Source organism: Aeromonas sp. TW 6, from assembly GCF_013168745.1.
GTDB lineage: Bacteria > Pseudomonadota > Gammaproteobacteria > Enterobacterales > Aeromonadaceae > Aeromonas > Aeromonas caviae.
The window spans coordinates 15,725-37,870 of the sequence record NZ_JABERS010000034.1 but is presented as its reverse complement, the minus strand read 5'-3'; the positions used below and the strand labels follow the sequence as shown (position 1 = coordinate 37,870).

General features: G+C 62.7%; 26 protein-coding genes. 6 read left to right on the top strand and 20 right to left on the bottom strand.

Annotated features, from left to right (window positions below):
* Positions 1-559: 559 nt before the first annotated feature.
* The 9 genes from HKD46_RS15780 to HKD46_RS15740 all read right to left on the bottom strand — a co-directional run bounded on the left by HKD46_RS15780 (position 560) and on the right by HKD46_RS15740 (position 8,500).
* Entirely contained in the window at positions 560-2,188 is a 1,629-nt protein-coding gene (locus tag HKD46_RS15780) for a PAS domain-containing methyl-accepting chemotaxis protein (RefSeq protein WP_069784205.1), read from the bottom strand.
* A gap of 237 nt (positions 2,189-2,425) precedes the next feature.
* Entirely contained in the window at positions 2,426-3,274 is an 849-nt protein-coding gene (locus HKD46_RS15775) for a TIGR03899 family protein (RefSeq protein ID WP_042016317.1), read from the bottom strand.
* A 121-nt stretch (positions 3,275-3,395) separates the two neighbouring features.
* Positions 3,396-3,872: a DUF3299 domain-containing protein gene (locus HKD46_RS15770; protein WP_010675589.1), complete on the bottom strand. Its 477-nt coding sequence runs from the start codon at positions 3,870-3,872 to the stop codon at positions 3,396-3,398.
* Positions 3,873-3,903: 31 nt separating this feature from the next.
* On the bottom strand, positions 3,904-5,151 hold the full coding sequence (locus tag HKD46_RS15765) for an ABC transporter permease (protein WP_010675588.1): 1,248 nt from the start codon (positions 5,149-5,151) through the stop codon (positions 3,904-3,906).
* Between the two features lie 58 nt (positions 5,152-5,209).
* Complete coding sequence (locus tag HKD46_RS15760; protein ID WP_010675587.1) at positions 5,210-5,896, bottom strand: ABC transporter ATP-binding protein; 687 nt, start codon at positions 5,894-5,896, stop codon at positions 5,210-5,212.
* A gap of 4 nt (positions 5,897-5,900) precedes the next feature.
* The gene (locus HKD46_RS15755; protein ID WP_171865642.1) at positions 5,901-6,503 is read right to left on the bottom strand and encodes a DUF2796 domain-containing protein; all 603 of its coding nucleotides are present in this window, start codon (positions 6,501-6,503) and stop codon (positions 5,901-5,903) included.
* Between the two features lie 36 nt (positions 6,504-6,539).
* Positions 6,540-6,830, bottom strand: coding sequence for a hypothetical protein (locus HKD46_RS15750; RefSeq protein WP_080989913.1), 291 nt, complete (start codon positions 6,828-6,830; stop codon positions 6,540-6,542).
* Between the two features lie 43 nt (positions 6,831-6,873).
* Positions 6,874-7,416: a YtfJ family protein gene (locus HKD46_RS15745; protein ID WP_010675585.1), complete on the bottom strand. Its 543-nt coding sequence runs from the start codon at positions 7,414-7,416 to the stop codon at positions 6,874-6,876.
* A 205-nt stretch (positions 7,417-7,621) separates the two neighbouring features.
* Entirely contained in the window at positions 7,622-8,500 is an 879-nt protein-coding gene (locus HKD46_RS15740; protein ID WP_010675584.1) for a hypothetical protein, read from the bottom strand.
* Positions 8,501-8,623: 123 nt separating this feature from the next.
* On the opposite strand from HKD46_RS15740, the gene HKD46_RS15735 reads away from it, so the two are divergent.
* A complete protein-coding gene (locus tag HKD46_RS15735) occupies positions 8,624-8,974 on the top strand; it encodes a hypothetical protein (RefSeq protein ID WP_010675583.1) in 351 nt (116 codons plus the stop codon).
* 25 nt (positions 8,975-8,999) lie between these two features.
* Here the strand turns inward: HKD46_RS15735 and ppa are convergent, their stop codons facing one another.
* Positions 9,000-9,530 carry an inorganic diphosphatase gene (gene ppa / locus HKD46_RS15730; protein WP_005335667.1) on the bottom strand — a complete coding sequence of 177 codons (531 nt, stop codon included), beginning with the start codon at positions 9,528-9,530 and terminating at the stop codon, positions 9,000-9,002.
* A gap of 233 nt (positions 9,531-9,763) precedes the next feature.
* Here ppa and mpl point away from each other — a divergent pair, with 233 nt between their 5' ends.
* Positions 9,764-11,134 carry a UDP-N-acetylmuramate:L-alanyl-gamma-D-glutamyl-meso-diaminopimelate ligase gene (gene mpl / locus HKD46_RS15725; RefSeq protein WP_171865641.1) on the top strand — a complete coding sequence of 457 codons (1,371 nt, stop codon included), beginning with the start codon at positions 9,764-9,766 and terminating at the stop codon, positions 11,132-11,134.
* Positions 11,131-11,742, top strand: coding sequence for a flavin prenyltransferase UbiX (locus HKD46_RS15720; protein WP_042864976.1), 612 nt, complete (start codon positions 11,131-11,133; stop codon positions 11,740-11,742). Before mpl ends, HKD46_RS15720 begins: the two co-directional genes overlap by 4 nt.
* A 73-nt stretch (positions 11,743-11,815) precedes the next feature.
* Here HKD46_RS15720 and HKD46_RS15715 read toward each other — a convergent pair whose 3' ends face one another.
* Positions 11,816-12,430: a TetR/AcrR family transcriptional regulator gene (locus HKD46_RS15715; protein WP_029314803.1), complete on the bottom strand. Its 615-nt coding sequence runs from the start codon at positions 12,428-12,430 to the stop codon at positions 11,816-11,818.
* Positions 12,431-12,631: 201 nt separating this feature from the next.
* Between HKD46_RS15715 and hpt the strand changes: the two genes are divergently transcribed.
* The 3 genes from hpt (at position 12,632) to HKD46_RS15700 (ending at position 14,962) form a co-directional block, all read left to right on the top strand.
* A complete protein-coding gene (hpt, locus tag HKD46_RS15710) occupies positions 12,632-13,162 on the top strand; it encodes a hypoxanthine phosphoribosyltransferase (protein WP_010675579.1) in 531 nt (176 codons plus the stop codon).
* 112 nt (positions 13,163-13,274) lie between these two features.
* Positions 13,275-14,192 carry an ABC transporter ATP-binding protein gene (locus tag HKD46_RS15705; RefSeq protein ID WP_045521939.1) on the top strand — a complete coding sequence of 306 codons (918 nt, stop codon included), beginning with the start codon at positions 13,275-13,277 and terminating at the stop codon, positions 14,190-14,192.
* On the top strand, positions 14,189-14,962 hold the full coding sequence (locus HKD46_RS15700; RefSeq protein WP_010675577.1) for an ABC transporter permease: 774 nt from the start codon (positions 14,189-14,191) through the stop codon (positions 14,960-14,962). The genes HKD46_RS15705 and HKD46_RS15700 overlap by 4 nt, the downstream gene beginning before the upstream one ends.
* 60 nt (positions 14,963-15,022) lie before the next feature.
* Here the strand turns inward: HKD46_RS15700 and HKD46_RS15695 are convergent, their stop codons facing one another.
* The 9 genes from HKD46_RS15695 to thpR all read right to left on the bottom strand — a co-directional run bounded on the left by HKD46_RS15695 (position 15,023) and on the right by thpR (position 22,131).
* Positions 15,023-15,370, bottom strand: a complete 348-nt coding sequence (locus HKD46_RS15695) for a putative quinol monooxygenase (protein WP_010675576.1) — start codon at positions 15,368-15,370, stop codon at positions 15,023-15,025.
* Between the two features lie 20 nt (positions 15,371-15,390).
* Positions 15,391-16,245 carry a pantoate--beta-alanine ligase gene (panC, locus tag HKD46_RS15690; RefSeq protein WP_039040846.1) on the bottom strand — a complete coding sequence of 285 codons (855 nt, stop codon included), beginning with the start codon at positions 16,243-16,245 and terminating at the stop codon, positions 15,391-15,393.
* Positions 16,246-16,341: 96 nt separating this feature from the next.
* A complete protein-coding gene (gene panB, locus HKD46_RS15685; RefSeq protein ID WP_039040847.1) occupies positions 16,342-17,136 on the bottom strand; it encodes a 3-methyl-2-oxobutanoate hydroxymethyltransferase in 795 nt (264 codons plus the stop codon).
* Positions 17,137-17,156: 20 nt separating this feature from the next.
* The gene (gene folK / locus HKD46_RS15680; protein ID WP_045521936.1) at positions 17,157-17,654 is read right to left on the bottom strand and encodes a 2-amino-4-hydroxy-6-hydroxymethyldihydropteridine diphosphokinase; all 498 of its coding nucleotides are present in this window, start codon (positions 17,652-17,654) and stop codon (positions 17,157-17,159) included.
* Between the two features lie 10 nt (positions 17,655-17,664).
* Complete coding sequence (pcnB, locus tag HKD46_RS15675; protein ID WP_052815237.1) at positions 17,665-19,164, bottom strand: polynucleotide adenylyltransferase PcnB; 1,500 nt, start codon at positions 19,162-19,164, stop codon at positions 17,665-17,667.
* 100 nt (positions 19,165-19,264) lie between these two features.
* Positions 19,265-20,167 carry a tRNA glutamyl-Q(34) synthetase GluQRS gene (gene gluQRS, locus HKD46_RS15670; protein WP_161470256.1) on the bottom strand — a complete coding sequence of 301 codons (903 nt, stop codon included), beginning with the start codon at positions 20,165-20,167 and terminating at the stop codon, positions 19,265-19,267.
* A 109-nt stretch (positions 20,168-20,276) separates the two neighbouring features.
* The gene (dksA, locus tag HKD46_RS15665; RefSeq protein ID WP_029314801.1) at positions 20,277-20,726 is read right to left on the bottom strand and encodes an RNA polymerase-binding protein DksA; all 450 of its coding nucleotides are present in this window, start codon (positions 20,724-20,726) and stop codon (positions 20,277-20,279) included.
* A gap of 119 nt (positions 20,727-20,845) precedes the next feature.
* Positions 20,846-21,589 (bottom strand): DNA/RNA nuclease SfsA, encoded by a 744-nt coding sequence (gene sfsA, locus HKD46_RS15660; protein WP_161470255.1) that lies wholly within the window; start codon positions 21,587-21,589, stop codon positions 20,846-20,848.
* The gene (thpR, locus tag HKD46_RS15655) at positions 21,586-22,131 is read right to left on the bottom strand and encodes an RNA 2',3'-cyclic phosphodiesterase (protein WP_039040852.1); all 546 of its coding nucleotides are present in this window, start codon (positions 22,129-22,131) and stop codon (positions 21,586-21,588) included. The genes sfsA and thpR overlap by 4 nt, the downstream gene beginning before the upstream one ends.
* Positions 22,132-22,146 lie beyond the last annotated feature (15 nt).

The following is a 22,146-nucleotide window of genomic DNA, read 5'->3' as shown; positions in this document are numbered from 1 at the left end:
GCTTGGAGAGTGCCATTCACTTTAATGCTTTTCTATCGCATAGCCATACCCACTGTGTAAAAACAGTTGAAGTGTGGTGACGAAAAGTATCGGCCACGCTACCGCCCCTGAATTTCAGCCTCCAGTCTGCTGCGCTTTCCCTGTGGTGTTGCTCTGGTCTGGTACATGGCTGCTTCGACAAGAGGGGGTCTGATGGCCATGTTACCGAACGGAGCCTTTTAGGGAAGGGGGAGTGGGGGATTTCTCGGGCAAGATCAATAAATTGAGCTGCCATCGGGTGGTGGTCGGGCGATGTGAGGACTTCCGCGCCCTTGCTTGCTCAACGCTCGCTGCGTATTTGGGCAGAGGAATGAACTGCGGGGCCGTGACGCTGTTGAGTGAGGCGTAGCACAGATACCAGGGTGAGGGCATCAAGGTTGGGGCTGTGATGGTATGGGCGCACCCATACGGCCAGAACCGTCTTTTCCACAAGAGATAAATGGGCCCGCTGCCGGTGACGGCAGGGGCCCGTTTTTATTGTTAGCGCACGGTCTTTGGGTCTGGTTTCCTCTGTGAAGGCTTAGCGGGCCAGCAGGGGTTGGCCGCTGGTCAGGGCGGTGCTGGTTGGCCGGGTGGCGGGATGCTGCTGGAACTGGCGTACCAGCCGCTCCAGATCCCCGAGCTGCTTCACGAGGGCAATGATGCCCTGCACGGCGTGGCGGCTGCCCTGGCTGGAGTCATCGGCCAGACGCTTGATGTCCAGCACGCTGTGGTGGATGTCCTGGGTGACCAGGGATTGCTCCTGCACCGCCTGGGCTATCTGGTTGCTGCCTGCGGTCACCTGCAACAGGCGTTCGCTTATCTGTTGCAGGATATCGCCGGTGGCGGCGGCCTTGAGGCGGCAACTGGCGGAGAGCTGCTCCCCTTGCGCCATGGCCTGCTGGGCATCGTCGGCGCTGGCCTGCAAGAGGCTTATCATCTGCTGGATCTCGCCGGTGGAGGATTGGGTCTTGATGGCCAGGGTGCGGATTTCGTCCGCCACCACCGAGAAGCCGCGACCGGACTCGCCCGCCCGGGCCGCCTCGATGGCCGCATTGAGGGCCAGCAGGTTGGTCTGGTTGGCGATGTTGTTGATGACGTCCAGGATGCCGTCGATGGCGCGGCACTGGCTGGCCAGCGCCTCTATCACGGCGCGGGAGGTGAGCAGCTCGCCGTGAACCCCTTCCACCGCCGCCACGGTATCGAGCACGCTGCGATTGCCCTCCCGAAACAGCACGGCGGTGTTGTCCAGGCTGTCCGAGGAGGCGCTCGAGCTGTGGGAGACCTCGCGAATGGACGCCGTCATCTCGGTGATGGCGGTCGCGACCTGGTTGGTCTGGGCCTGCTGTTGTTGCAGGTTGCCGGTGATGGACTCGGCATTGTTCAGATCCGTCTGCGCCGCCTGCACGATCTGCTGGCAGGTCTGCTGGGTGCGGGCCAGCACCGCATTGAACTCGGCCTGATTCATCTTCATGGCGAGCTCGACGGCAGCCAGACGATCGACCCGGCCGGTATACAGCAGTTGCATCAAGGGGTTGTCGAAACGGTGGCGGGCCAGGGTCTCCAGCCGGGCGAGGCGCCGGGAGAGGGTCTGGCAGATGACGAGCGCAACCACCAGGGGCAGGGCGCCGATGAGCAGAGGCCAGCCCGGGCCGTGCTGATAGCCGAGGGTGACCAGGCTGGCCAGCAGCGCCATCAGGCAGAGGTGGATCCCCAGGGTGTGGCAGCAGGGGGGCAGGCGCAGGGCCCGGGGGGTCTTGCCGCGGCGCATCTCGTCATAGACCCGCTCCGCACGCTGCTTGATCGCGTCGTCCGGCGCCGTGCGCACCGACTGGTACTCCACCACCTTGCCGCTTGCGTCCTGAATGGGGGTGACGAAGGCGTTGACCCAGTAGTGATCCCCGTTCTTGCAGCGGTTCTTGACCGGGCCCATCCAGCTTTTGCCTTCCCGCAGATGGCGCCACATGTCGGCAAACGCCTGGGGCGGCATGTCGGGGTGGCGGACCAGGTTGTGGGGGGCCCCTTGCAGCTCCTCCAGGGTGAAGCCGGCTATCTGGCAGAACTCGTCGTTGGCATAGGTGATGCGGCTCTCCAGATCCGTGGTGGAAATCAGGTTCTGGTGCGACGGGTAGAGGCGCTCACGCTGGGTAACGGGTTGATTGACTCTCATGGTACTTCCTGCCTGACAGAGGAAAGAGAGTCTGGTTGCAATTCGTACACCAGAGTGCCCAAAAACGCTTAAATTGCGCTCTATATGTCTCTTTTGCGCTCAAAACCCGCAGAGGGGGGAACATGGCCCGGGCTCGCGTCCACCCCTGCCGTCAGGATTCGCTTTTTGGGAGCCGTTTTGGCAATGGCAGGGCGGGTTTCGCAATTTGGCCAGGCGGGGCCGGGGCCTCCGCCAGCCTCAGGCGGGCAGATCCGGCTCGCTGACCGGGGCCGGCATCTGGGTCTCTATCTGCAGGTGGGTGGAGAGCAGGGTCTTCAGATCCTGCAGGTACTCCTCCAAAGGGGGCTCGTCCAGCAGCAGGGCAAGCTCGTTGCCGATGGGGGTGAGCCGGTAATAGAGCAGGGTGAGGTTGCTCTGGCGTTGGCGCAGACGCCAGCGCTGGTTGCCAAAGGCCAGCTCGACCCCGTCGGCGGGCAGGGGGCCGGATTCGAGCTCGCCACGGTGTAGCAGCCCGAGATCGCACAACAGCAGCAGGGCGCTGTAGGGCACCCGGTATTTGCCGAGCCCCATTCGGGTGACCTTGGCGCGACTGAGCAGGCTGGCCCCCTTGTGCATGCCCAGCAGCAGGCGCTGCTCGTCACTGCCCTCGTAGTGGCAGGAGAGGGCGCAGATGCGCTGGAACAGCTGGGCTTCGCGCTGGGTCATCTCCTTGAGGGTGTTGAGGGCACGGATGGAGAAGCGGCCCGGGGTCGCCACTTCCAGGGCGAAGATGCGGCCCCACAACTGCTGCATGGGGGTCATGCTGATGTCTTCGGCCAGTTGCAGGAAGCGGGTGAGCCAGTCGCTGTCTATCTCGCCGCCGGCGGCGGTCTCTTCGCAGTGGCGCGCGGCCATCACCATGATGGATTCCAGATTGCGCTGGCGGGTGGCCTGCTCCGCCAACTGGCGGAAGGTGGCGCGCTGCTCGAAGGTGCTGTCGCTGTTGCGGGTGAGCATGCCATCGATGCCGCGGCTGCGGGCCAGGCGCAGGGTCTGCTCCTGGCTGCTCAGGATGGAACTCTCTTTCTTGGGGGGCAGGTCAGCCATGCTGGCTCCGTGATGGCAAGGTCTGGTAGTGAATGTTACTCCAACCAGATCCATGAACAATCCCTTTGCCGGGGTCGTCACGGGATAAAAAAATGGCCTCCCGGGGGAGGCCATCAGGGGCTCACTCTTCGTAGACGCTGACCTCGACCGCGTCCATGGAGTAGGAGGCGGTGGCCATCTCGTGGCTGGAGCTGACGGTGTGCATCTTGCCCTTGACCCAGATGGCGTCCCAGAGGTCATCCACCGGCGCCCCCTTGGGGTAGCTCACGTAGATCACCTGGTTGGTGGGCGGGGGCGGCACGTGAATGCAGGCGCCGAAGTAGGGGACCAGCAGGAAGGCGGTGATGGTCTTGGCATCCCCTTCCAGGGGCACCACGAACCCGGGGATCCGCACCTCCTGATTGTCCAGCTTCTTGTTGACGCCCCCCACCGGCTGGGGCACCGAGGAGAAGTCGCCATCATGGCTGACCTGGGGCGGTGGCAGCAGTTTTTCCCCCTCCGGGATGAGGATATCCCAGTCGATGGTCTTGTAATCTGCAGCCATGGCAGGCAGCACCAGCAGGCTGGCCAGCAGCGCCACTATTTTCCACTTCATCATCTGTTCTTCTCTCTTGGTCGGATGCGTCGGGTCAGACGCGAATGCTCATGCCGTCGCTCAGGCTGTAGCGGTAAGCGCGGGCGGCAGGCAGCAGCCCGATCACCATGCCCGCCAGCCAGACCAGGCCCAGCAGTTGCCACTCATAGGCGCTCGGCAGACCCAGGCTCATTTGCAGGCCATAGTGGCTGAGCAGCCAGGGGCTAGCAAGCCCCTGACCGAGATAGAGCGCGGCCACCCCGAGGGCGATGCCCGCCGTGGTGAGCGCCATCGCCTCCAGCGCCAGCAGCAGGAAGAGGTGGGCAGGGCCCGCCCCCAGGGAGCGCAGAATGGCGAGCTCGCGGCGCCGCTCGTTGAGGCCGGCGAGCAGGGTGGTCAGCATGCCGATGAGGCCCGCCACCACCACGAAGCCTGCGATCACCGACAGGGCGGTCTCCGCCACGCTCATCAGCCCCCAGAGCTCCTGCAGGGCGGCTCCCGGCAGGATGGCCATCAGGGGCTCTCTGGGATAGGTGTTGACGCTGCGCTGCAACTGGAACGCCAGGATCCGGTTGCTCAGCCCCACCATGAAGGCGGTGATGGTCTTGGGGGTGAGATCCTGCGCCATCGCCTGTTCCGGGGTCACGTTCTTGCTGTGACGACCGGTGTCCCAGCCCAGGTGGATCGCCTCTATGCCCGCCAGCGGCACATGAATGGTGCGATCGATGGGGGTGCCGGTGGGGGCCAGGATCCCCACCACCTTGAACGGCATGTTGTCGTGCTGGCTGAACGAGGTGTTGCCGGCGCCATGGGCGATGACGATGGATTGATCCAGGTGATAGCCGAGCTTTTCGGCCACCTGGGCACCCAGCACCGCTTCAAACGGTGTTTCGAAGGGGCGACCTTCGCGCAGGACGAGCGCTTGCTGCTTGCCGTACTTCAGGTGGGTGAAGTAGTCCCCGTTGGTGCCGAGCACGCGAAACCCCTTGTGGGAGTCGCCAAGGGAGAGGGGGATGGTCCAGGCGATGCCGGGCCTGGCCTTGATGGCCTGATAGGAGTCCCAGCCCACGTTGTTGGTGGGGTTGCCGATGCGAAACACCGAATAGAGCAGCAGGTTCACCTGGCCGGAGCGGGCGCCGACGATGAGATCGGTGCCCGAGACGGTGTTGGCGAAGCTGTCCCGTGCCTGACTGCGCACCCGCTCCACCCCGAGCAGCAGGGTGACGCTGATGGCGACGGCCAGCAGGGTGAGCCCGGCGGTGAGGCGACGGGCCCAGAGACTTTGCAGGGCGAGTTTCAGCATGAAAGCCTCCGCAGTGAAGGGGAGATGGCCGGACGGGCTGCGAGATGATGGCGTGTGGTCATGCCGCCCTCCGGTTGAGCTGTTGCAGGTTCTCCACCCGGGGGAAGAGGGGCTCCAGATAGGGATCGTGACTGACGAAGACCAGGGTAGATCCCTGCTTGTCGCACTCCTCGAACAGCAGCCGGATGAAGGCGGCCCGGTTGTCGGTGTCCAGGGCCGAGGTGGGCTCGTCGGCGATCACCAGAGGAGGGGTGCCTATCAGGGCGCGGGCGGCGGCAACCCGCTGCTGCTGGCCGATGCTGAGGGCGTGGACGGGGCGATGGAGCGCCTCATCCGGCAGTTGCAGTTCTGCCAGCAGGCGGCGCGCTTCCTGCTCGGGGCTCCCTGTCAGGCGGGCCCGCTTGGCGGGTGAAAAGGTGAGGGCAGCGGTGACGTTGTCCTGCACCGAGAGAAACGGCAGCAGATTGAACTGCTGGAAGATGTACCCCAGATTGGCCGCCCGGAACTGGTCACGGGCGCGGCCGGAAAGCCGGGCCAGGGGCTGGCCCAGCACCTCCAGGGTGCCGTGGTTGGCGGTCTGGATGCCGGCCAGCAACCCGAGCAGGGTGGATTTGCCACAACCCGATGGGCCCTTGATGAAGACGCGCTCACCCTCGTGGATGCGAAGGGCGGGCAGATCGAGGACGGCTTCGTGACCCGGCCAGGCAAAGGCCAGATCACGGATCTCAACCACGGCATGTTTCATGGTGTTACCAGCCCAGTTTGTTGGCGGACGGAGTCAGTTCGGCGGCGGTCTGGCCGGTGGGCAGTATGCCCTGCACGCTCAGCTTATCCAGGCTCGGGTAGAGGCTGAACAGGGTAGCCTCGAGACCGGTGAGCTTGGCCGGGGTAGCGCAGGTGTAGGTGTACATGGCCCCCATGTCCGCATGGCCCGCGTCGTCGTGATGGTGTTCATCGTGAGCGCCATCAGCCTTGTCGTGCTCGTGCTCGTGCTCGTGCTCGTGCTCGTGCTCATGGTCATGGTCATGATCTTCCTTGGCGGCCTGCAGCTCTTGCTGGGTCAGCTTGCAGCCGGCGGCCGGGTCGAAACGGAAGAGGGCGTCGGGCTGCTGGAGGCGGGCCACCGCCTTGGCATACTGCGCTTTCTCCTCATCGGTGTTGGCGGCATGCTCGAAGCCCACCAGATCGGCGGCAGGGGCCTGCAACTCGATCATCAGCTGGTTGCCGTCGAGTACCAGGTTGAGGTGGCCGTGACCGTGCTCATGGGCACCGTGGCTGTGGCTTTCGTGTTCGTCGTGATTGGCCTGGGCGCCGAAGGCGGCAGCGGCCAGCAACAGGGTGACTGCTTTCATCGTTAATCCTTTTGAATAAATAGAGAAAAGATTGGTTCAAAAAAAGAAACAATGAAGGGGCGGTGGGGCGCGGATACGGCGATGTCCCGTGGTGCCGGTGGCCGTCCTCGGTTGGGGAGTGCCGATATACCGGTCGATGCCAGAGGAGAGGGGAGGGAGTACGGGGGTCGGCGTCAGTGCCAGCTTGCCATCCAGATGCAGGACGCAGAGGGTGCAGGCATGACCGTGATCGGGCAGGGCTGCTTCAAGAGGGTGTTGTGCCAGCGCAGGTTGCATCCACAACCAGCCCAGCAGCAACACCCAGATTGTCAGTGTGGAACGACCCATAGACCCTTGTGGAAAGGGCGCCATCAGCGCCCTTCTCTCTGATTCAGAGATGGGACTGGATGAGCCCCATCACCTTGGTTATCTCGGCGGCATCGAGCTGGCCATCTTTGGCAAACAGCACCTTGCCCTCTTTATCCAGCAGTATGATGGCCGAACTTTCCGGGGTAAGCGCCCAGGCGTTGCGGGCCATCCCCTTGGCATCCAGCACCATGGCGGACCAGGGGAACTCCTTCTTGCTGTCCTCGGCACTGCTCTTCACGAAACCGGACGTGCCCCAGATGGCGTCATTGCTGTTGATGATGGTGACGGTCTGGTACTTGTCGTGGGGCAGCTTGGCCGCCTTGATCGCCTCGATCATGGGGGCATTGAGCTCCTTGGCGCTGGAGCGACCCGCAATGTGCTGGATCAGGAAGACCTTGCCGGTCAGGACCTTGCTCTGCCAGGGCTGATAGCTGATCTCCTTCTCCTTGAGCACCAGCTCCCCCTTGTCGCTGATGTTGACCAGCGGCACCTGGGTTGATTCCTTGATGTTGTGGGCCATGACCAGGGTTGGCAGCAGCGCCAGAGTAAGCACGAGATGTTTCATCCGGATGACACTCCTTTGTGATGTTATAACGATTTTTGGGTCGAGGGAATGGGACCCTGAACATCCTAAACTGATCGGATCTGTTTAAAAAGTGTTAAATAATGCAGGGTGCGACGGTGATCTTGTCAACATGGTCGCCATCCCCCCAATGACGGCGGCAAGGATGGCATGTCATCCATCAAAAGCAAGTGATGGTCAGAAGAGGCTAGTAGAGCGGTTCGCTGATCAAGGGAATCTGGGCCATCGTCATCTGCTGGGCCAGCAGGGGAGAACCGGTGAGCAGCACGTGGCGCTGATTGCCGATCACCAGGGTGTCTCCCTCAAGGCCGCTGTCGGCCGTGATGGCGAGCCAGGCCGGCGAGACGCTGCCTATGCTGATGTTCGGATAGATGATGCTGAGACTGTACTGGGGCGCCAGCTCCGCCAGCAGACTGGCCATGAGCAGCGCCTTCTCGTCGCTGTCGGCCTTGTTGTCCTGCAGGGCCTGCAAGGGCGGAGCGAAGTGGTCCATCTGCTCGGGCGGGGTGGGGATGCCGCTCAGCCACTCCTGCAGCAGGGTGACGCTGGTGGCGAGATCCTTGGCCGAAAACTGCTGTGCCAGGGGTTTGAGGTCTCCCTTGAACTGATAGAACAGCTGGGAGTAGTTGGGGCGCACACAGGGCAGCTTCTGATTGGCCGGGTGAACGCAGGGCTGGACCCGCATCTCGTAGAAGGCGTCCTCCTGATATTGCCGGTAGGCCTGCCAGAACTGGGCGGATTCGAGGCTGCTGTCGTGCAGGGTAAAGGCCTGTTCCAGGTTGCGGAACTTGGTGGCCGTCTCCGGGCTGTGCTGGTTGATCTGGTTGATGCTGTTGTAGAGGCGCGGACTGATGTAGGAGTAGAGTGTTTCCAGCGGGAAGTTGAGGGCGGTGTCGAGCTGTGTCATCTCGTGACGGCTGGCTGAAAAGGTGCGCTCATCCGCCGTCAATTGCAGGTGCTTTTGCTGACCATCCGCAGATTGCCACTGCCAGCTCAGGTTGATCTCGTTGGCCTGCGCCATGGTGCCGAAGAGCAGACTGCACAGAAAGCCTTGTGCCAGTTTCATGGTGCGCCTCCGCCTGGGTTGATAATAAACAACTAGGTGAGTGACCGGCATTTGGATTGGTCTGGTGACAGATATATTGGTAATTATCTGATCTGACTTTAAATTTAATTCAGGAAATAAGTCATGGGGGAAATCATCATGAAGCTTGTTTCACGGTTTCTGCTGATATTGGTGGCCACGCCGGCGCTGGCGGGGCAGGTCATCGTCAATCAGGGATTGTCCAGCGCGGATACCTTCGCCCTGCGGGATCAGCTGGCCCGGGAGCATGAATGGCAGGAGTGGCTGCGATTCCAGCAGGCCATCAAGTGGCTGGAGGTGCTGCCGGTCAACTGCGATCTGGTGGGAGGTGCCGGTCAGGAATATCGCTGCGGTGATGACTATTACCGCCCCTATCGGCAAAATGGGCGCGACCTCTATATCCAGGGGGATCCCCCCGGAGCGTCCCCGCAACGCCCCATAAAAAAGGCGCCATAAGGCGCCTTTTTTGCGAGGAATACGCTTATTTTGCAGCGTAACGCTCGGCAGAGGTCTTGATTTCGGCTTCGGCAGCGGCCTTGTCGCCCCAACCTTCCACCTTGACCCACTTGCCCGCTTCCAGCTCTTTGTAGCGCTCGAAGAAGTGCTGGATCTGGGCTTTCAGCAGCTCGGGCAGATCGTTCACATCCTGGATGTGATCGTACTGCTTGGTCAGCTTGGAGTGGGGAACGGCCACGATCTTGGCGTCTTCGCCTGATTCGTCGGTCATCTTCAGCACGCCGACCGGGCGGCAGCGGATGACGGAGCCAGCCAGCAGCGGGTAGGGAGTCGGAACCAGCACGTCGACCGGATCCCCGTCCAGGGACAGGGTGGCGTTCACGTAACCGTAGTTGCACGGGTAGAACATCGGGGTGGACATGAAACGGTCAACGAAGATGGCGCCGCTGTCCTTGTCGACTTCGTATTTGATCGGGTCGGCGTTCTGCGGGATTTCGATGATGACGTAGATGTCGTCAGGCAGGCTCTTGCCGGCCGGTACCAGGTTCAGGCTCATGACGTTTCCTTTGAGTGTTGGAGTCAAGTTTGCAGGCCGACATTATAGCGATGTCCCGTCAAATGACCATATTTCAAGGGCCGGGTGGCGTGGCGGAGGGTAGCTTTTCCCCGCGCTTGCCCGATTTCTGTCGTCTGCGGGCGCGGATGCCTTCGCTCCCCATGGGCGCGGCTTGTGCCACCGGGTCAACAGACCCTAGAATGCGCACTCCCTTTACTGGAAAAGGCAGCGGTATGCACATTCACATTCTCGGGATCTGCGGCACCTTCATGGGTGGTCTGGCGGTGTTGGCAAAACAGCTTGGCTATCGGGTGACCGGCTCCGACGCCAACGTCTATCCCCCCATGAGCACCCAGCTCGAGCAACAGGGCATCGAACTGACCGAAGGCTACGACCCCTCCCAGCTCGATCCGGCGCCGGATCTGGTGGTGATCGGCAATGCCATGAGCCGTGGCAACCCCTGTGTGGAATATGTGCTGGACCGCAATCTGCCCTATATCTCCGGCCCCCAGTGGCTGCTGGAGCACGTGCTGAAAGATCGCTGGGTGCTGGCCGTCGCGGGCACCCATGGCAAGACCACCACCGCCAGCATGCTGGCCTGGGTGCTGGAGTATGCCAAGCTGGAACCCGGTTTCCTCATCGGCGGCGTGCCGGGCAACTTCCCGGTTTCCGCCCGTCTCGGCTCGGCTCCCTTCTTTGTGATTGAAGCGGACGAATATGACTGCGCCTTCTTCGACAAGCGATCCAAGTTTGTCCACTACCACCCGCGCACCCTGGTGATGAACAACCTGGAGTTCGACCACGCTGACATCTTCCCGGATCTCGCCGCCATCCAGCGCCAGTTCCACCACCTGATGCGCACCGTGCCGAGCAACGGCCGGGTGCTCTTCCCCAAAGGTGATGACAACCTTACCGCCGTGCGCGAGATGGGCCGCTGGAGCGAGGTGGAGCTGGTGGGCCAGGACGACGCCAAGTGGAAGGCGGTGAAGCTGGCCGATGACGGCTCCGCCTTCGAGGTGTGGCTGGATGGCGTGAAACAGGGCGAGGTGCACTGGGAGTGCATCGGAGAGCACAACGTCAACAACGGTCTGATGGCCATCGCCGCCGCCCGCCATGCCGGTGTCATGGTGGAGCACGGGATCAACGCCCTCTGCCAGTTCAAGTCCCCCAAGCGGCGCATGGAGCTGAAAGGGGAAGTGGCCGGGATCAGCGTCTATGACGACTTCGCCCATCACCCCACCGCCATCGAGACCACCCTGGGTGGACTGCGCGCCAAGGTGGGCAAGGCCCGCATCCTGGCGGTGCTGGAGCCCCGCTCCAACACCATGAAGCTCGGGGTTCACAAGGAGGAGCTGGCCGGTTGCTTCGACGGTGCCGACGAGGTGTTCTTCTTCCAGCCCCCCAACATCGGCTGGGATCTGGGGGAGGTGACGGCCCACATGACCCGGCCTGCCCGGGTATTCGAGGCCCTTGATGCCCTGATTGGCGCCCTGGTGGCCGAGAGCCGCCCAGGGGATCATATTCTGATCATGAGCAACGGCGGGTTCGGCGGCATTCACGACAAGCTGATCGCCCGCCTCAAGGAGCAGCAGAGCACATCATGAACAAGGCCATCACTCTGGCGCTGACCGGCGCCTCCGGCGCTCCCTATGCCCTGCGCCTGCTGGAATGCCTGGTGCAGGCGGACTATCGGGTCTTCCTGCTCGCCTCCTCGGCGGCCAGGGTTGTGCTCAAGACCGAGCAGCAGCAGGATTGGCCGGGCTCCCCCAGGGAGCTGTCGGCGTACCTCTGTCGCCATTATGGTGCCAAAGAGGGTCAGATCGTCGCCTGCGGCAAGGAGGAGTGGTTCTCGCCGGTGGCTTCCGGCTCGGCGGCCCCCAAACAGATGGTGGTCTGCCCCTGCTCCATGGGCACCGTCTCGGCCATTGCCAACGGCACCTCGGACAACCTGCTGGAGCGGGCGGCGGACGTGGTGATCAAGGAGCGGGGCCAGCTGATTCTGGTTCCCCGGGAGAGCCCCTTCTCGGCGATCCATCTGGAGAACATGCTCAAGCTTGCCCGTCTTGGTGTGACCATCATGCCGGCGGCGCCAGGGTTCTACCATGAACCCAAAAGCATCGAGGATCTGGTGGACTTCATGGTCGCCCGCATCCTCGACCACCTGGGTGTTGAGCATGAGTTGACCAGTCGCTGGGGTTATGCAAACCACTGATACGGCGGGGAGCGGACAAAAAAGCGGCGCCGGGCTGTAAAGCCCGGCGCCGCTTTGTCAACATCTGCGCGAGTCAGCTGGCCTGGATGGGGGCCGTCACGTACTTGAACAGGAAATCCGTCACCTCTTCCCGGCTCGGACGCTGCGGCTGATTGATCATCTGCATCATCACATAGCCAAAACCGGTCAGGGAGCGGGCCAGATCCTGCGCCGACAGCACGCTCTGAATCTCGCCGTTGTCGATGGCCCGTTGCAGGTGGGGGGCAATGCGCTCCAGCGCCTTGTCCAGCAGCCGGGTGTAGCGAGGCCACACTTCTTCCCGCACCGAGGAGCTCCACTCCAGCCAGATGCTGGCGTGATCGGGCTTGTCATAGGCGGCGTCAACGAACAGCTTCACGTGGCGGTGAATGCTCTCCCTGGCGGAGCCCTGACCGTTGTAGGCCTGTTCGAGGATCTGCTGTACGAAGGCTTCGATTTCTGTCAGCACTTCGTCGACCAGATCTTCACGAGTATTGAAATAGTTAAAAACGGTCGCAACCGAGACCTTTGCCTGTTCGGCTATCTCGGCATGCCCCGCACGGCCGATGCCGCGACGGGAAAATACCTCGACGGCACACTCCATCAATTGATCACGGCGAGCCTCCGGCGAAAGCCGGGTTCGACGTCTTATTTCTGCGCGTGGTTCCATAGTTTTTTCATCTAATAGTTATTGATTATGGTGTTTATAGTATTGTCACCGATAATGCCCGAAGGCTTGCTAACTCTATCAATTAAAATAAGCCGATAAAAGCATCACGTATGCCTGACGCCCACTGGTTGGAGTGGTAGAATCCTCGGTTTTGACGTTAATGAACGGCCAATAACCCTTTGGTCATTATTGGAGTATGTGATGAAACACATTGTCGAGGTGATGATCCCCGAGGCCGAGGTTGCAGCCCGGATCGCCACGCTGGGTGAAGAGATTACCGCCCGTTACCAGGGCTCCGAGGAAGTGGTCATGATCGGCCTGCTGCGCGGCTCCTGCGTCTTCCTGGCGGATCTCTGCCGTCAGTGCCAATTGCCCATCACCCTGGACTTTATGACTGCCTCCAGCTACGGCTCCGGTATGCACAGCACCCGTGACGTGCGCATCCTCAAGGATCTGGATGACGACATCAAAGGCAAGGACGTGGTGATCGTGGAGGACATCATCGACACCGGTTACACCCTCAACAAGGTGCGCGAGATCCTCTCCCTGCGCGAGCCGAAATCCCTGGCCATCTGCACCCTGCTGGACAAACCGTCCCGCCGCGAGGTTCAGGTGCCGGTGGACTGGCTTGGCTTCTCCATCCCGGACGAGTTCGTGGTGGGCTGTGGCATTGACTACGCCCAGAAGTACCGTAACCTGCCTTTCATCGGCAAGGTCGTACCGCAAGAGTAAGCCGGGTCCGAAGTAGCAAGGCAGGCTGGCCGGCCCGCCATCGACTGTCTTCAGGCGGCGTCACAGCCGCCTTTTCTGTCTCGAGATGGGCTCATCCATCACAGGGGTTGCAATGAACGCATTGGAAATCAGCGGTCTGAAGAAGACCTATCAGGGGGGCGTCGAAGCCCTCAAGGGCATCGATCTCACCGTCAAACAGGGGGATTTCTTCGCCCTGCTCGGTCCCAACGGGGCGGGCAAATCCACCACCATCGGCGTGATCAGCTCACTGGTCAACAAGAGTGCCGGCAAGGTGAAGGTATTCGGTCATGACATCGATACCGATCTGGAGCTGGCCAAGTCCCAGCTCGGCCTGGTGCCCCAGGAGTTCAACTTCAGCCAGTTCGAGAAGGTGAGCCAGATAGTGACTCACCAGGCCGGTTTCTATGGAGTGCCGCGGGCCGAGGCCAAGGTGCGCGCCGAGAAGTACCTGCGTCAGCTCGATCTGTGGGACAAGCGCGACATGGCGGCCCGCACTCTCTCCGGTGGCATGAAGCGCCGGTTGATGATCGCCCGCGCCCTGATGCATGAGCCCAAGCTGCTGATCCTGGATGAGCCGACCGCCGGGGTGGACATCGAGATCCGCCGTTCCATGTGGAGTTTCCTCAAGGATCTCAACGAGCAGGGGGTGACCATCATCCTGACCACCCACTACCTGGAAGAGGCCGAGATGCTGTGCCGCAACATCGGCATCATCGACAAGGGCCGTCTCATCGAGAACACCAGCATGAAGAGCCTGCTCGGCAAGCTGGGTCGCGAGACCTTCCTGCTGGATCTGGTGCCGGGCTCCAGCGTTCCGGCCCTGCCCGAGTTCAACGGCCGGATGCAGGATGAGAACACCCTGGAAGTGGAGCTGGAGAAGAGCCAGTCCCTCAACAGCCTGTTCGAGCAGCTCTCCGCCCAGGGGGTGAAGGTGCTCAGCATGCGCAACAAGGCGAACCGGCTGGAAGAGCTGTTCGTCAATCTGGTAGAGGAGGGTCGCAAAGCATGAACCCCATGACCTATTACATCGCCTTCAAGAGCATTCTGGCCAAGGAAGTGAGCCGCTTCACCCGGATCTGGATCCAGACCCTGGTGCCGCCCGCCATCACCATGAGCCTCTACTTCGTCATCTTCGGCAACCTCATCGGCTCGCGCATCGGTGACATGGGTGGCTTCAGCTACATGGAGTTCATCGTGCCCGGCCTCATCATGATGTCGGTCATCACCAACTCCTACTCCAACGTCGCCTCCTCCTTCTACAGCGCCAAGTTCCAGCGCAACGTGGAGGAGCTGCTGGTGGCGCCGGTGCCCAACTACATCATCATCGCGGGGTATGTGGGCGGTGGCGTGGCGCGCGGCCTCTGTGTCGGCCTCATCGTCACCCTGGTGTCGCTGTTCTTCGTGCCGCTGCAGATCCATCACCTGTTCAGCGTCTGCGTGACCGTGCTGCTCACCTCCATCCTCTTCTCCCTGGGGGGGCTCATCAACGCGGTGTTCGCGAAGTCGTTTGATGACATCAGCATCATCCCGACCTTCATCCTGACTCCCCTGACCTATCTGGGGGGCGTCTTCTACTCCATCACCCTGCTGCCGCCGTTCTGGCAGGGGGTTTCCCAGGTGAACCCCATCATCTACATGGTGAACGCGTTCCGCTACGGCTTCCTCGGGATCTCCGACGTGCCCCTCGGCACCGCCTATCTCATCATCATCGGCTTCATCCTGGTGCTCTACGGGATGGCCTGGTGGCTCATCTCCCGCGGCACCGGTCTGCGCCACTGAGGCGCGCACCTGCCAGCAAAAAGGCGCCCTCGGGCGCCTTTTTATTTGCACATGTCGGTCTCAGAGGGCCGGGGCATCGTAGTCCGCGGGCTCGTCGCTGTAGACGCAGACGTTCCACTTGGCCGCGAGGCCATCATCCGCGAGGCAGTAGCGCTCGAAGAAGGCCTTGATACCGGCGCGCTGGCAGTGGGCCTCGAAGCTCGCCATGTCGCGCCAGATCTCGTTGAAGACGATGGGGAAGCTCTCCCCCTCGGCAAAGGGGCTCTGGATATGGCGGGTGACGATGTACTGCAGGCAGCCATCTTCACGCAGGGTGTCGGGTTCGAGCCCTTGCAGGACGCGGAACAGGGCCTGCTCCTGGCCCGGCTTGGGCTGGAACTGGGCGATGCAGTAAACCTTCTTGGACATCGTGGTCTCCTTGCCGTGTCTCAACCCCGCAGGGCGACGACCCGGTTGTCGATGAGGCGGGCCTTGCCCAGATAGGCGGCCATCAGGATCACCAGGCGCTGGCTCTCGGCGCTGGCGGATTCCAGGGTGTCGGCATCGACGATGTCGATGGCATCCGTCCTGAATCCCGCGTTGTCGAGGCGCTGGCTGGCCTGGGCAACCAGGGAGGGAAGGTGACTGTTCCCCGCTTCAATCTGCCCGGCAATCCAGTTCATGGTGCGCGCGAGCTCGGGGGCAATGGCCCGTTCGGCAGCGGTCAGATAGCCGTTGCGCGAAGAGAGGGCAAGCCCGTCTTCGGCCCGCACGGTCGGCACGCCCACGATCTCGATGGGCATGGCCATGTCGGCCACCATCTTGCGAATGAGCGCGAGCTGCTGGTAATCCTTCTCGCCAAAGCAGGCCACGTTCGGCTGTACCAGATTGAACAGCTTGGTGACCACGGTGCTGACCCCGCGAAAATGCCCCGGACGCAGCGCCCCTTCCAGCAGGCTGGAGATGCCGGGCACCTCGACGAAGGTCTGGCTGGCGAGCCCCTGGGGATACATGATCTCCGGCGTCGGGGTGAAGACCAGGTCGACACCGGCGGCCTCCAGGGCGGCGCAATCCTGCTCCAGGGTGCGGGGGTAGTTGGCGAGATCCTCGGCCTTGTCGAACTGCAAGGGGTTCACAAAGATGCTGACCACCACCTTGTCGCCATGGCGGCGGGCCTCCTCGACCAGGGTGAGATGACCCTGATGCAGATTGCCCATGGTGGGCACGAATGCGATGGCGCGGCCTTCGCGATGCCATTGACCGATCTGCTCGCGCAGCGCGGCGGGATTGTTCACAACCAACATCGTCAGTTCACCTTCAGATGAATCAATAAAAGAGGGGGTCGTCAGGGGGGAGGGCAAGACGGGGGCACAGGCCCCCGCGCTCATGACGACAGAAAGTCAGTTGAAGCAGTGCTCGGGGCCGGGGAAGGTCCCCTCGCTCACCTGCTGCACGTAGAGACGAATGGCGGCACGCATGTCACCGGTCTCGGCCAGGAAGTTCTTGGTGAACTTGGGCACATAACCCGAGGTGATGCCGAAGGCATCGTGCATCACCAGGATCTGGCCGTCGGTGGCAGGGCCGGCACCGATGCCGATCACCGGAATGCGCAGCGCCTTGGTGATGCGCTCTGCCAGAGAGACGGGCACGCACTCGAGCACCAGCAACTGGATGCCGGCCGCTTGCAGCTCCAGTGCCTGGCGGTAGATCTCCTGGGCGTGGAATTCGTCGCGCCCCTGTACCTTGAAGCCGCCAAACACGTGGACGGATTGCGGGGTCAGGCCGAGATGGCCGCACACCGGCACCCCGTTACGGGTCAGGTGGCGGATGGAGTCGCACAGCCAGTCCCCCCCTTCCATCTTCACCATGCGGGCACCGGCCGCCATCAGGCGCGCCGCGTTCTGGTAGGTCTGCTCCGGGGTGGCGTAGCTCATGAACGGCATGTCGGTCACCACCAGGGCATTGGTGGTGCCGCGCACCACGCAGCGGGTGTGATAGACCATCTCGTCCATGCTGACCGCCAGGGTGTCGTCTCCGCCCTGCAATACCATGCCGAGGGAGTCGCCGATGAGCAGCACCTGGGCGCCCTCGTCGTCGAACAGCTTGGCGAAGGTGGCGTCATAGGCGGTGATGGCGGTGATTTTCTGTCCGTCCTGCTTCATCTTCTGCAGGTGGGTAGTGGTGATCTTGCTCATTACGTTGTTCCTACTCTTCTCTACTCGCCTGCTGCACCGGCCAGGATCGCGAGTCCATTGCGCGGGCAGCGGGCAACCAGTTCGGTGAGCGGGGTGCCGCAGGGCAGCACCAGGGAGGGGGCTATCTCGGCAAGGGGCAGCAGGACGAACTCCCGCTCCTTCATGCCATAGTGAGGCACAGTCAGGCGCTCATGCCGGATGACCTCGTCACCGTACAGCAGCAGATCGAGATCCAGGGTCCGGGGGCCCCAGCGCTCATCTTTGCGCACTCGTCCCTGTGCCTGCTCGATGCGCTGCAGCTCGTCCAGCAGCGCCAGAGGGCTGAGGCGGGTAGCAAGGCGCGCCACGGCATTGATGTAGTCCGGCTGATCCGCAGGGCCCATGGGGCGGCTGCCGTAAAGGTGGGAGGTCTGCAGCAGCTCTGACTCGGGCAGGGTCGCCAGCGCGGCGATGGCGCGACGAGCCTGGCCGAGGGGGTCGGCCAGGTTGGAGCCGATGGCGACGAAGACCTCGATCATCGGCGGATCCTTACTCTGCCGACTTCGGCTTGCGGCGACGGGGGCGACGGCGGTTGCGGCCATTGCCGCTGCGCTTCTCGCCATCGTTGCTGCGGGCCTCACCAGCCTGACCGCGCTCACCGCTTGCCGGGCGGCGGGTCGCCTCCCGTTGCAGTTGCGGGCGCACATCCGGGTTGGAGGCCACATAGCGCTCCCACCAGCTCGCCAGCTCGCCGAGGCCGCGCTCGACCCGGTTGCGCAGCAACAGGAAGTCGAAGGCCGCACGGAATTTCGGGTGCTCCATGGCGCGCTCGGGGTGCTTGCCCTGGCGGCGGGTCAGGCGCTGTTGCAGGGCCCAGATGTCGCGCACGTCCGTGGTGAAGCGGCGCGGCACGGCGATGATCCGCACCTGGTTGTCCAGCACCTCGTTGATGGCCAGCATGAAGGCATCGTACCAGGGCAGACCGCTCTCGTTTTCCAGCACCCGGCCGCGGGCCTCAACGGCACCCCACAGCAGGGTGGCGTAGAGGAAGGCGGGAGTGACGCGCTTCTCTTCACGGACCCGGGTATCGGTGTCCATCAGCGCCTGCTCGATGAACTGCTCGTAGGGCGAGTTGCCGTGGGGCGTGAACAGGGCGGCTACCTGGGGGAACAGCGGCTGGAACAGCCCGTATTCCCGCAGCAGCTTGTAGGTGGCCAGACCGTCCCCCGCCAGGAACAGCTTGAGGGTCTCCTCGAACAGGCGGGCGGCCGGGATGTCCTGCAGCAGCGGGGCCAGCTCCCGGATGGGCGCGGCGGTACGCGGGCTGATGGTCATGTCCAGCTTGGCGGCGAAGCGCACGGCGCGCAGCATGCGCACCGGATCTTCCCGGTAACGGGTCTCGGGGTCACCGATGAGCTCCAGCCTGCGCGCGGCCAGATCTTCCAGCCCGCCCTCGAAATCGTGCAGGGTGAAATCCTTGGCGCTGTAGTAGAGGGCGTTGACGGTAAAGTCGCGACGCTCGGCATCCTCTTCGATGGTGCCGTAGACGTTGTCCCGCAGCAGCATGCCTTCATCGGACTGGGCCGACACATGCTTGCTGGTATTGACCTGATGGTGGTGACCCCGGAAGGTGGCCACTTCGATCACGTCACGACCAAAGACGATGTGGGCCAGGCGGAAACGGCGGCCAATCAGGCGGCAGTTGCTGAACAGCGCCTTGATCTGCTCCGGCGTCGCGTCGGTGGCGATGTCGAAATCCTTGGGGGTCTTCCCGAGCAGCAGGTCACGGACGCCGCCGCCGACCAGGTAGGCCTCATAGCCCCCCTTGTTCAGGCGATAGAGCACCTTGAGGGCATTCTCGCTGATCTCTTTGCGCGAAATCGGGTGCTGGTCACGGCTCAAGGTACGGCGCTGTCCGGCGACACGGGCCGGAATGGGGGACTCCACCGACTGCTCGCCGTCTTCCTTGCCGAGCACTTTGCGGCAAAAGTTTGCGATCTGGGAAAAAATGGTACACCTCGTTATGACTTCAAATTGACGGGAGGCCAAAAAAATAGCGGCCTATCATAGCTCAGCCCCAACCAAATGAGAAACGGTGTGGCCTGCTTCCCCTTGATTGGTCCTTTTGGGGCAAGAAATGCAGCCGGGGCTAGCTTTGCCCTTGCGGGATCTTCTGCTGGCGGGGCACCCGGACCAGCTGCCAGTGGGCGATGCCCCAGCCGATGATCTCGTCGATCCGGCTCGCCATCAGCTCGGGCGGCGGGCACTGACCGAGAAAGTGCAGCGCCTGCCACAGGGCCGGTCGTGCCTCGTCCGGCGACAGCGCCGGCGCATGGTTCTGCTTGGAGAGCTTGTTGCCATCCGCTTGCACCGCCAGCGGCAAGTGCACCCAGGCGGGCACCTCTGCCCCCAGGGTCTGGTAGAGGGCAATCTGGCGCACAGTGGGCTTCAGCAGATCGGCGCCGCGGACGATCTCGGTGATGCCGCTGTCCATGTCATCCACCACCACCGCCAGGTTGTAGGCATAGAGCCCGTCCCGGCGGCGCACGATGAAGTCCTCCTCCGCCAGCGCCGCGGGGACGGTGATCTCTCCCTGCAGCGCATCCTCGAACCGATAGACCGGGTGGTGCTGGCGCAAACGGGCGGCACACCCCTCGGCGGTCAGCCCCAGGGTGCGGCAATGACCGTTGTAGAACCCCCCTGCGGCCATGATTTCGCGTCGGGTACAGCGGCACCAGTAGAGATCCCCGGCCCGATAGAGCTGATCGATGATCTCGTCATAGCGGCCATGGCGCGCGCTCTGGAACATCACCTCCCCATCCCAGCCAAGACCGTGTGCCTCCAGGGTGGTGAGGATAAGGTCAGCCGCTCCCGGCATCTCCCGCGGGGGATCGATGTCTTCGATGCGCACCAGCCAGCGTCCCTGCTGCGCCCTGGCCTGCAAGAAGCTGCCAAGGGCGGCGACCAGGGATCCGAAGTGGAGCGGACCGGACGGTGAGGGGGCGAAGCGGCCCACATAGGGGCGTCGGGAGGGGGCGGATGTCATGACCATGGCAATTCGGGTAGGCGTTGCATTGAGGCTGCATTCTGGGACGGCCCGACCAAAAGCTCAATAAAAAAGGGAGCCTGGGCTCCCTTTTCGTTCCTGTGGATGGGCGGCATCAGCCAGCCATCTGTTTTTCCTTGATCTCGGCCAGCGTCTTGCAGTCCACGCAGAGGTCTGCGGTCGGACGGGCTTCCAGACGGCGGATGCCGATCTCGATGCCGCAATGCTCGCAGTAACCGAAGTCATCTTCTTCGAGCAGCAGCAAGGTTTTCTCGATCTTCTTGATCAGCTTGCGTTCACGGTCGCGGGTGCGCAGTTCGAGAGCAAACTCTTCTTCTTGCGCGGCGCGATCCACGGGATCCGGGAAGTTGGCAGCCTCATCCTTCATGTGGTCGACGGTGCGGTCAACTTCCTGCATCAGTTGGTTGCGCCAGGCTCCCAGGATCTTGCGAAAATGTACCTTCTGTTGGTCATTCATGTACTCCTCACCGGCTTTCATCTGGTAAGGCTCTACACCCGCAATGGCCAGGGGGCCCAGAGATTTCCTGTTTTCGCCTGTTGGCATGCCCTGTCTCCTAATTCAGCACGCTACCCGTGCCATCCATAAATTGAGGGCGACATCTATAGCAGAAGGGTCAACGGGAGGCAAACAAGCCTTATCAATAATGTTACCCACTTCTGCATTTATTCTCTGCCCTCGGGTAGCATATGGTCAGATTCAAATGGGATAAAATCCTGAGCCACCATGCCCTGCACCCCAACATGGGGGCGATAGCATAAAATTTCAACCCCTGCCGCCATCGCCTGTTCAACAAGCTGACTATAGTGCGGATCGATATGGGCTGCAGGGCGCATTCTCGCGATGCCGGAGTGCAATACCATGAACAGCAGCACGGCCCGGTGCCCTGCCGCCTTCATGGCCATCAATTCACGCAAGTGCTTGGCGCCACGGGTGGTGACCGCATCGGGGAAGTACCCCATGCCGGGTTGCTCCCGCTCGTCGAGCAGGGTGACGGATTTCACCTCGATGTAACAATCCGGTCTGTGGTCATCTTCCAGCAGCAGGTCGATGCGGCTGTTCTCTTCCCCGTATTTCACTTCGGTGCGCAGCCTGGCATAACCTGCCAGGGGGGAGAGAGCGCCCTGTTCGATGAGCTCCCGGGCGATCTGGTTGGCACGGGCCGTGTTGACGCAGATGAAGTGACCCGCCGGGCTCTCGGCGATTTCCCAACTGTTTGGCAGCTTGCGCTTGGGGTTGTCGGATGTGGAGTACCAGACCCGGGTGCCCGGCAGGGCGCAGCCGGTCATGGCACCGGTATTGGCGCAGTGGATGGTGATCACCTCGCCGTTGTCGAGCGCGACATCCGTCAGGAAGCGCTTGTAGCGTGAGATCAGCTGCCCGGACTGCAGGGGGGGATCGAAGATCATGGGGTGAGCTCCTCGCGGTGCGGGTTTTTGACGCGGGCCCGCAGGGGCCAGCAGGCGAGCGGTTCGTAGTGGACGCCGTCCGGCGTGCTGACGGATTGATAGAGGCAGAAGCGATCGGCCCTGAGCAGAAAATCCGGCGCAGGCAGCTCGCCGGGGGCCTCGCCCGCCTTGCGCGACAGGGTGACGTGGGGGCGATAGCCCTGCTCGCCGTTGCCCAGCCCGAGTTTTTCACCGTGGCGGCGCAGTGCCCTCGCGAGCACAGTCAGCTCGTTCGGCCACTCACCGGGCCCCACCCAGGCGGCTTTGGCGCGCTGAAACCAGCCGGTCTGATCCAGATGGACGCTGAAAGGGGGGCAGTGCTGTCGCTCGGCGGCCGCGATCAGGCGAGCCTGGGTCGTTTCGTCGGCCTCCCCGAGAAAGGCCAGGGTCAGGTGCAGGTTGCTCTCGGGCACCGGCTGGCCGGGCCAGGGGCGCTGGTCTCGCCAGGTCGCAAGCTCGGGGGCAAGCTCTGGCAGGGGCAGGGCAAAGAAGAGTTTGGGCATGCGGCGTGTTGGTCC

What these genes read in the sequence shown, in the direction of transcription:
- HKD46_RS15780 (WP_069784205.1), bottom strand. Translation starts at nt 2,188, where the DNA reads ATGAGAGTCAATCAACCCGTTACCCAGCGTGAGCGCCTCTACCCGTCG.
- HKD46_RS15775 (WP_042016317.1), bottom strand. Translation starts at nt 3,274, where the DNA reads ATGGCTGACCTGCCCCCCAAGAAAGAGAGTTCCATCCTGAGCAGCCAG.
- HKD46_RS15770 (WP_010675589.1), bottom strand. Translation starts at nt 3,872, where the DNA reads ATGATGAAGTGGAAAATAGTGGCGCTGCTGGCCAGCCTGCTGGTGCTG.
- HKD46_RS15765 (WP_010675588.1), bottom strand. Translation starts at nt 5,151, where the DNA reads ATGCTGAAACTCGCCCTGCAAAGTCTCTGGGCCCGTCGCCTCACCGCC.
- HKD46_RS15760 (WP_010675587.1), bottom strand. Translation starts at nt 5,896, where the DNA reads ATGAAACATGCCGTGGTTGAGATCCGTGATCTGGCCTTTGCCTGGCCG.
- HKD46_RS15755 (WP_171865642.1), bottom strand. Translation starts at nt 6,503, where the DNA reads ATGAAAGCAGTCACCCTGTTGCTGGCCGCTGCCGCCTTCGGCGCCCAG.
- HKD46_RS15750 (WP_080989913.1), bottom strand. Translation starts at nt 6,830, where the DNA reads ATGGGTCGTTCCACACTGACAATCTGGGTGTTGCTGCTGGGCTGGTTG.
- HKD46_RS15745 (WP_010675585.1), bottom strand. Translation starts at nt 7,416, where the DNA reads ATGAAACATCTCGTGCTTACTCTGGCGCTGCTGCCAACCCTGGTCATG.
- HKD46_RS15740 (WP_010675584.1), bottom strand. Translation starts at nt 8,500, where the DNA reads ATGAAACTGGCACAAGGCTTTCTGTGCAGTCTGCTCTTCGGCACCATG.
- HKD46_RS15735 (WP_010675583.1), top strand. Translation starts at nt 8,624, where the DNA reads ATGGGGGAAATCATCATGAAGCTTGTTTCACGGTTTCTGCTGATATTG.
- ppa (WP_005335667.1), bottom strand. Translation starts at nt 9,530, where the DNA reads ATGAGCCTGAACCTGGTACCGGCCGGCAAGAGCCTGCCTGACGACATC.
- mpl (WP_171865641.1), top strand. Translation starts at nt 9,764, where the DNA reads ATGCACATTCACATTCTCGGGATCTGCGGCACCTTCATGGGTGGTCTG.
- HKD46_RS15720 (WP_042864976.1), top strand. Translation starts at nt 11,131, where the DNA reads ATGAACAAGGCCATCACTCTGGCGCTGACCGGCGCCTCCGGCGCTCCC.
- HKD46_RS15715 (WP_029314803.1), bottom strand. Translation starts at nt 12,430, where the DNA reads ATGGAACCACGCGCAGAAATAAGACGTCGAACCCGGCTTTCGCCGGAG.
- hpt (WP_010675579.1), top strand. Translation starts at nt 12,632, where the DNA reads ATGAAACACATTGTCGAGGTGATGATCCCCGAGGCCGAGGTTGCAGCC.
- HKD46_RS15705 (WP_045521939.1), top strand. Translation starts at nt 13,275, where the DNA reads ATGAACGCATTGGAAATCAGCGGTCTGAAGAAGACCTATCAGGGGGGC.
- HKD46_RS15700 (WP_010675577.1), top strand. Translation starts at nt 14,189, where the DNA reads ATGAACCCCATGACCTATTACATCGCCTTCAAGAGCATTCTGGCCAAG.
- HKD46_RS15695 (WP_010675576.1), bottom strand. Translation starts at nt 15,370, where the DNA reads ATGTCCAAGAAGGTTTACTGCATCGCCCAGTTCCAGCCCAAGCCGGGC.
- panC (WP_039040846.1), bottom strand. Translation starts at nt 16,245, where the DNA reads ATGTTGGTTGTGAACAATCCCGCCGCGCTGCGCGAGCAGATCGGTCAA.
- panB (WP_039040847.1), bottom strand. Translation starts at nt 17,136, where the DNA reads ATGAGCAAGATCACCACTACCCACCTGCAGAAGATGAAGCAGGACGGA.
- folK (WP_045521936.1), bottom strand. Translation starts at nt 17,654, where the DNA reads ATGATCGAGGTCTTCGTCGCCATCGGCTCCAACCTGGCCGACCCCCTC.
- gluQRS (WP_161470256.1), bottom strand. Translation starts at nt 20,167, where the DNA reads ATGGTCATGACATCCGCCCCCTCCCGACGCCCCTATGTGGGCCGCTTC.
- dksA (WP_029314801.1), bottom strand. Translation starts at nt 20,726, where the DNA reads ATGCCAACAGGCGAAAACAGGAAATCTCTGGGCCCCCTGGCCATTGCG.
- sfsA (WP_161470255.1), bottom strand. Translation starts at nt 21,589, where the DNA reads ATGATCTTCGATCCCCCCCTGCAGTCCGGGCAGCTGATCTCACGCTAC.
- thpR (WP_039040852.1), bottom strand. Translation starts at nt 22,131, where the DNA reads ATGCCCAAACTCTTCTTTGCCCTGCCCCTGCCAGAGCTTGCCCCCGAG.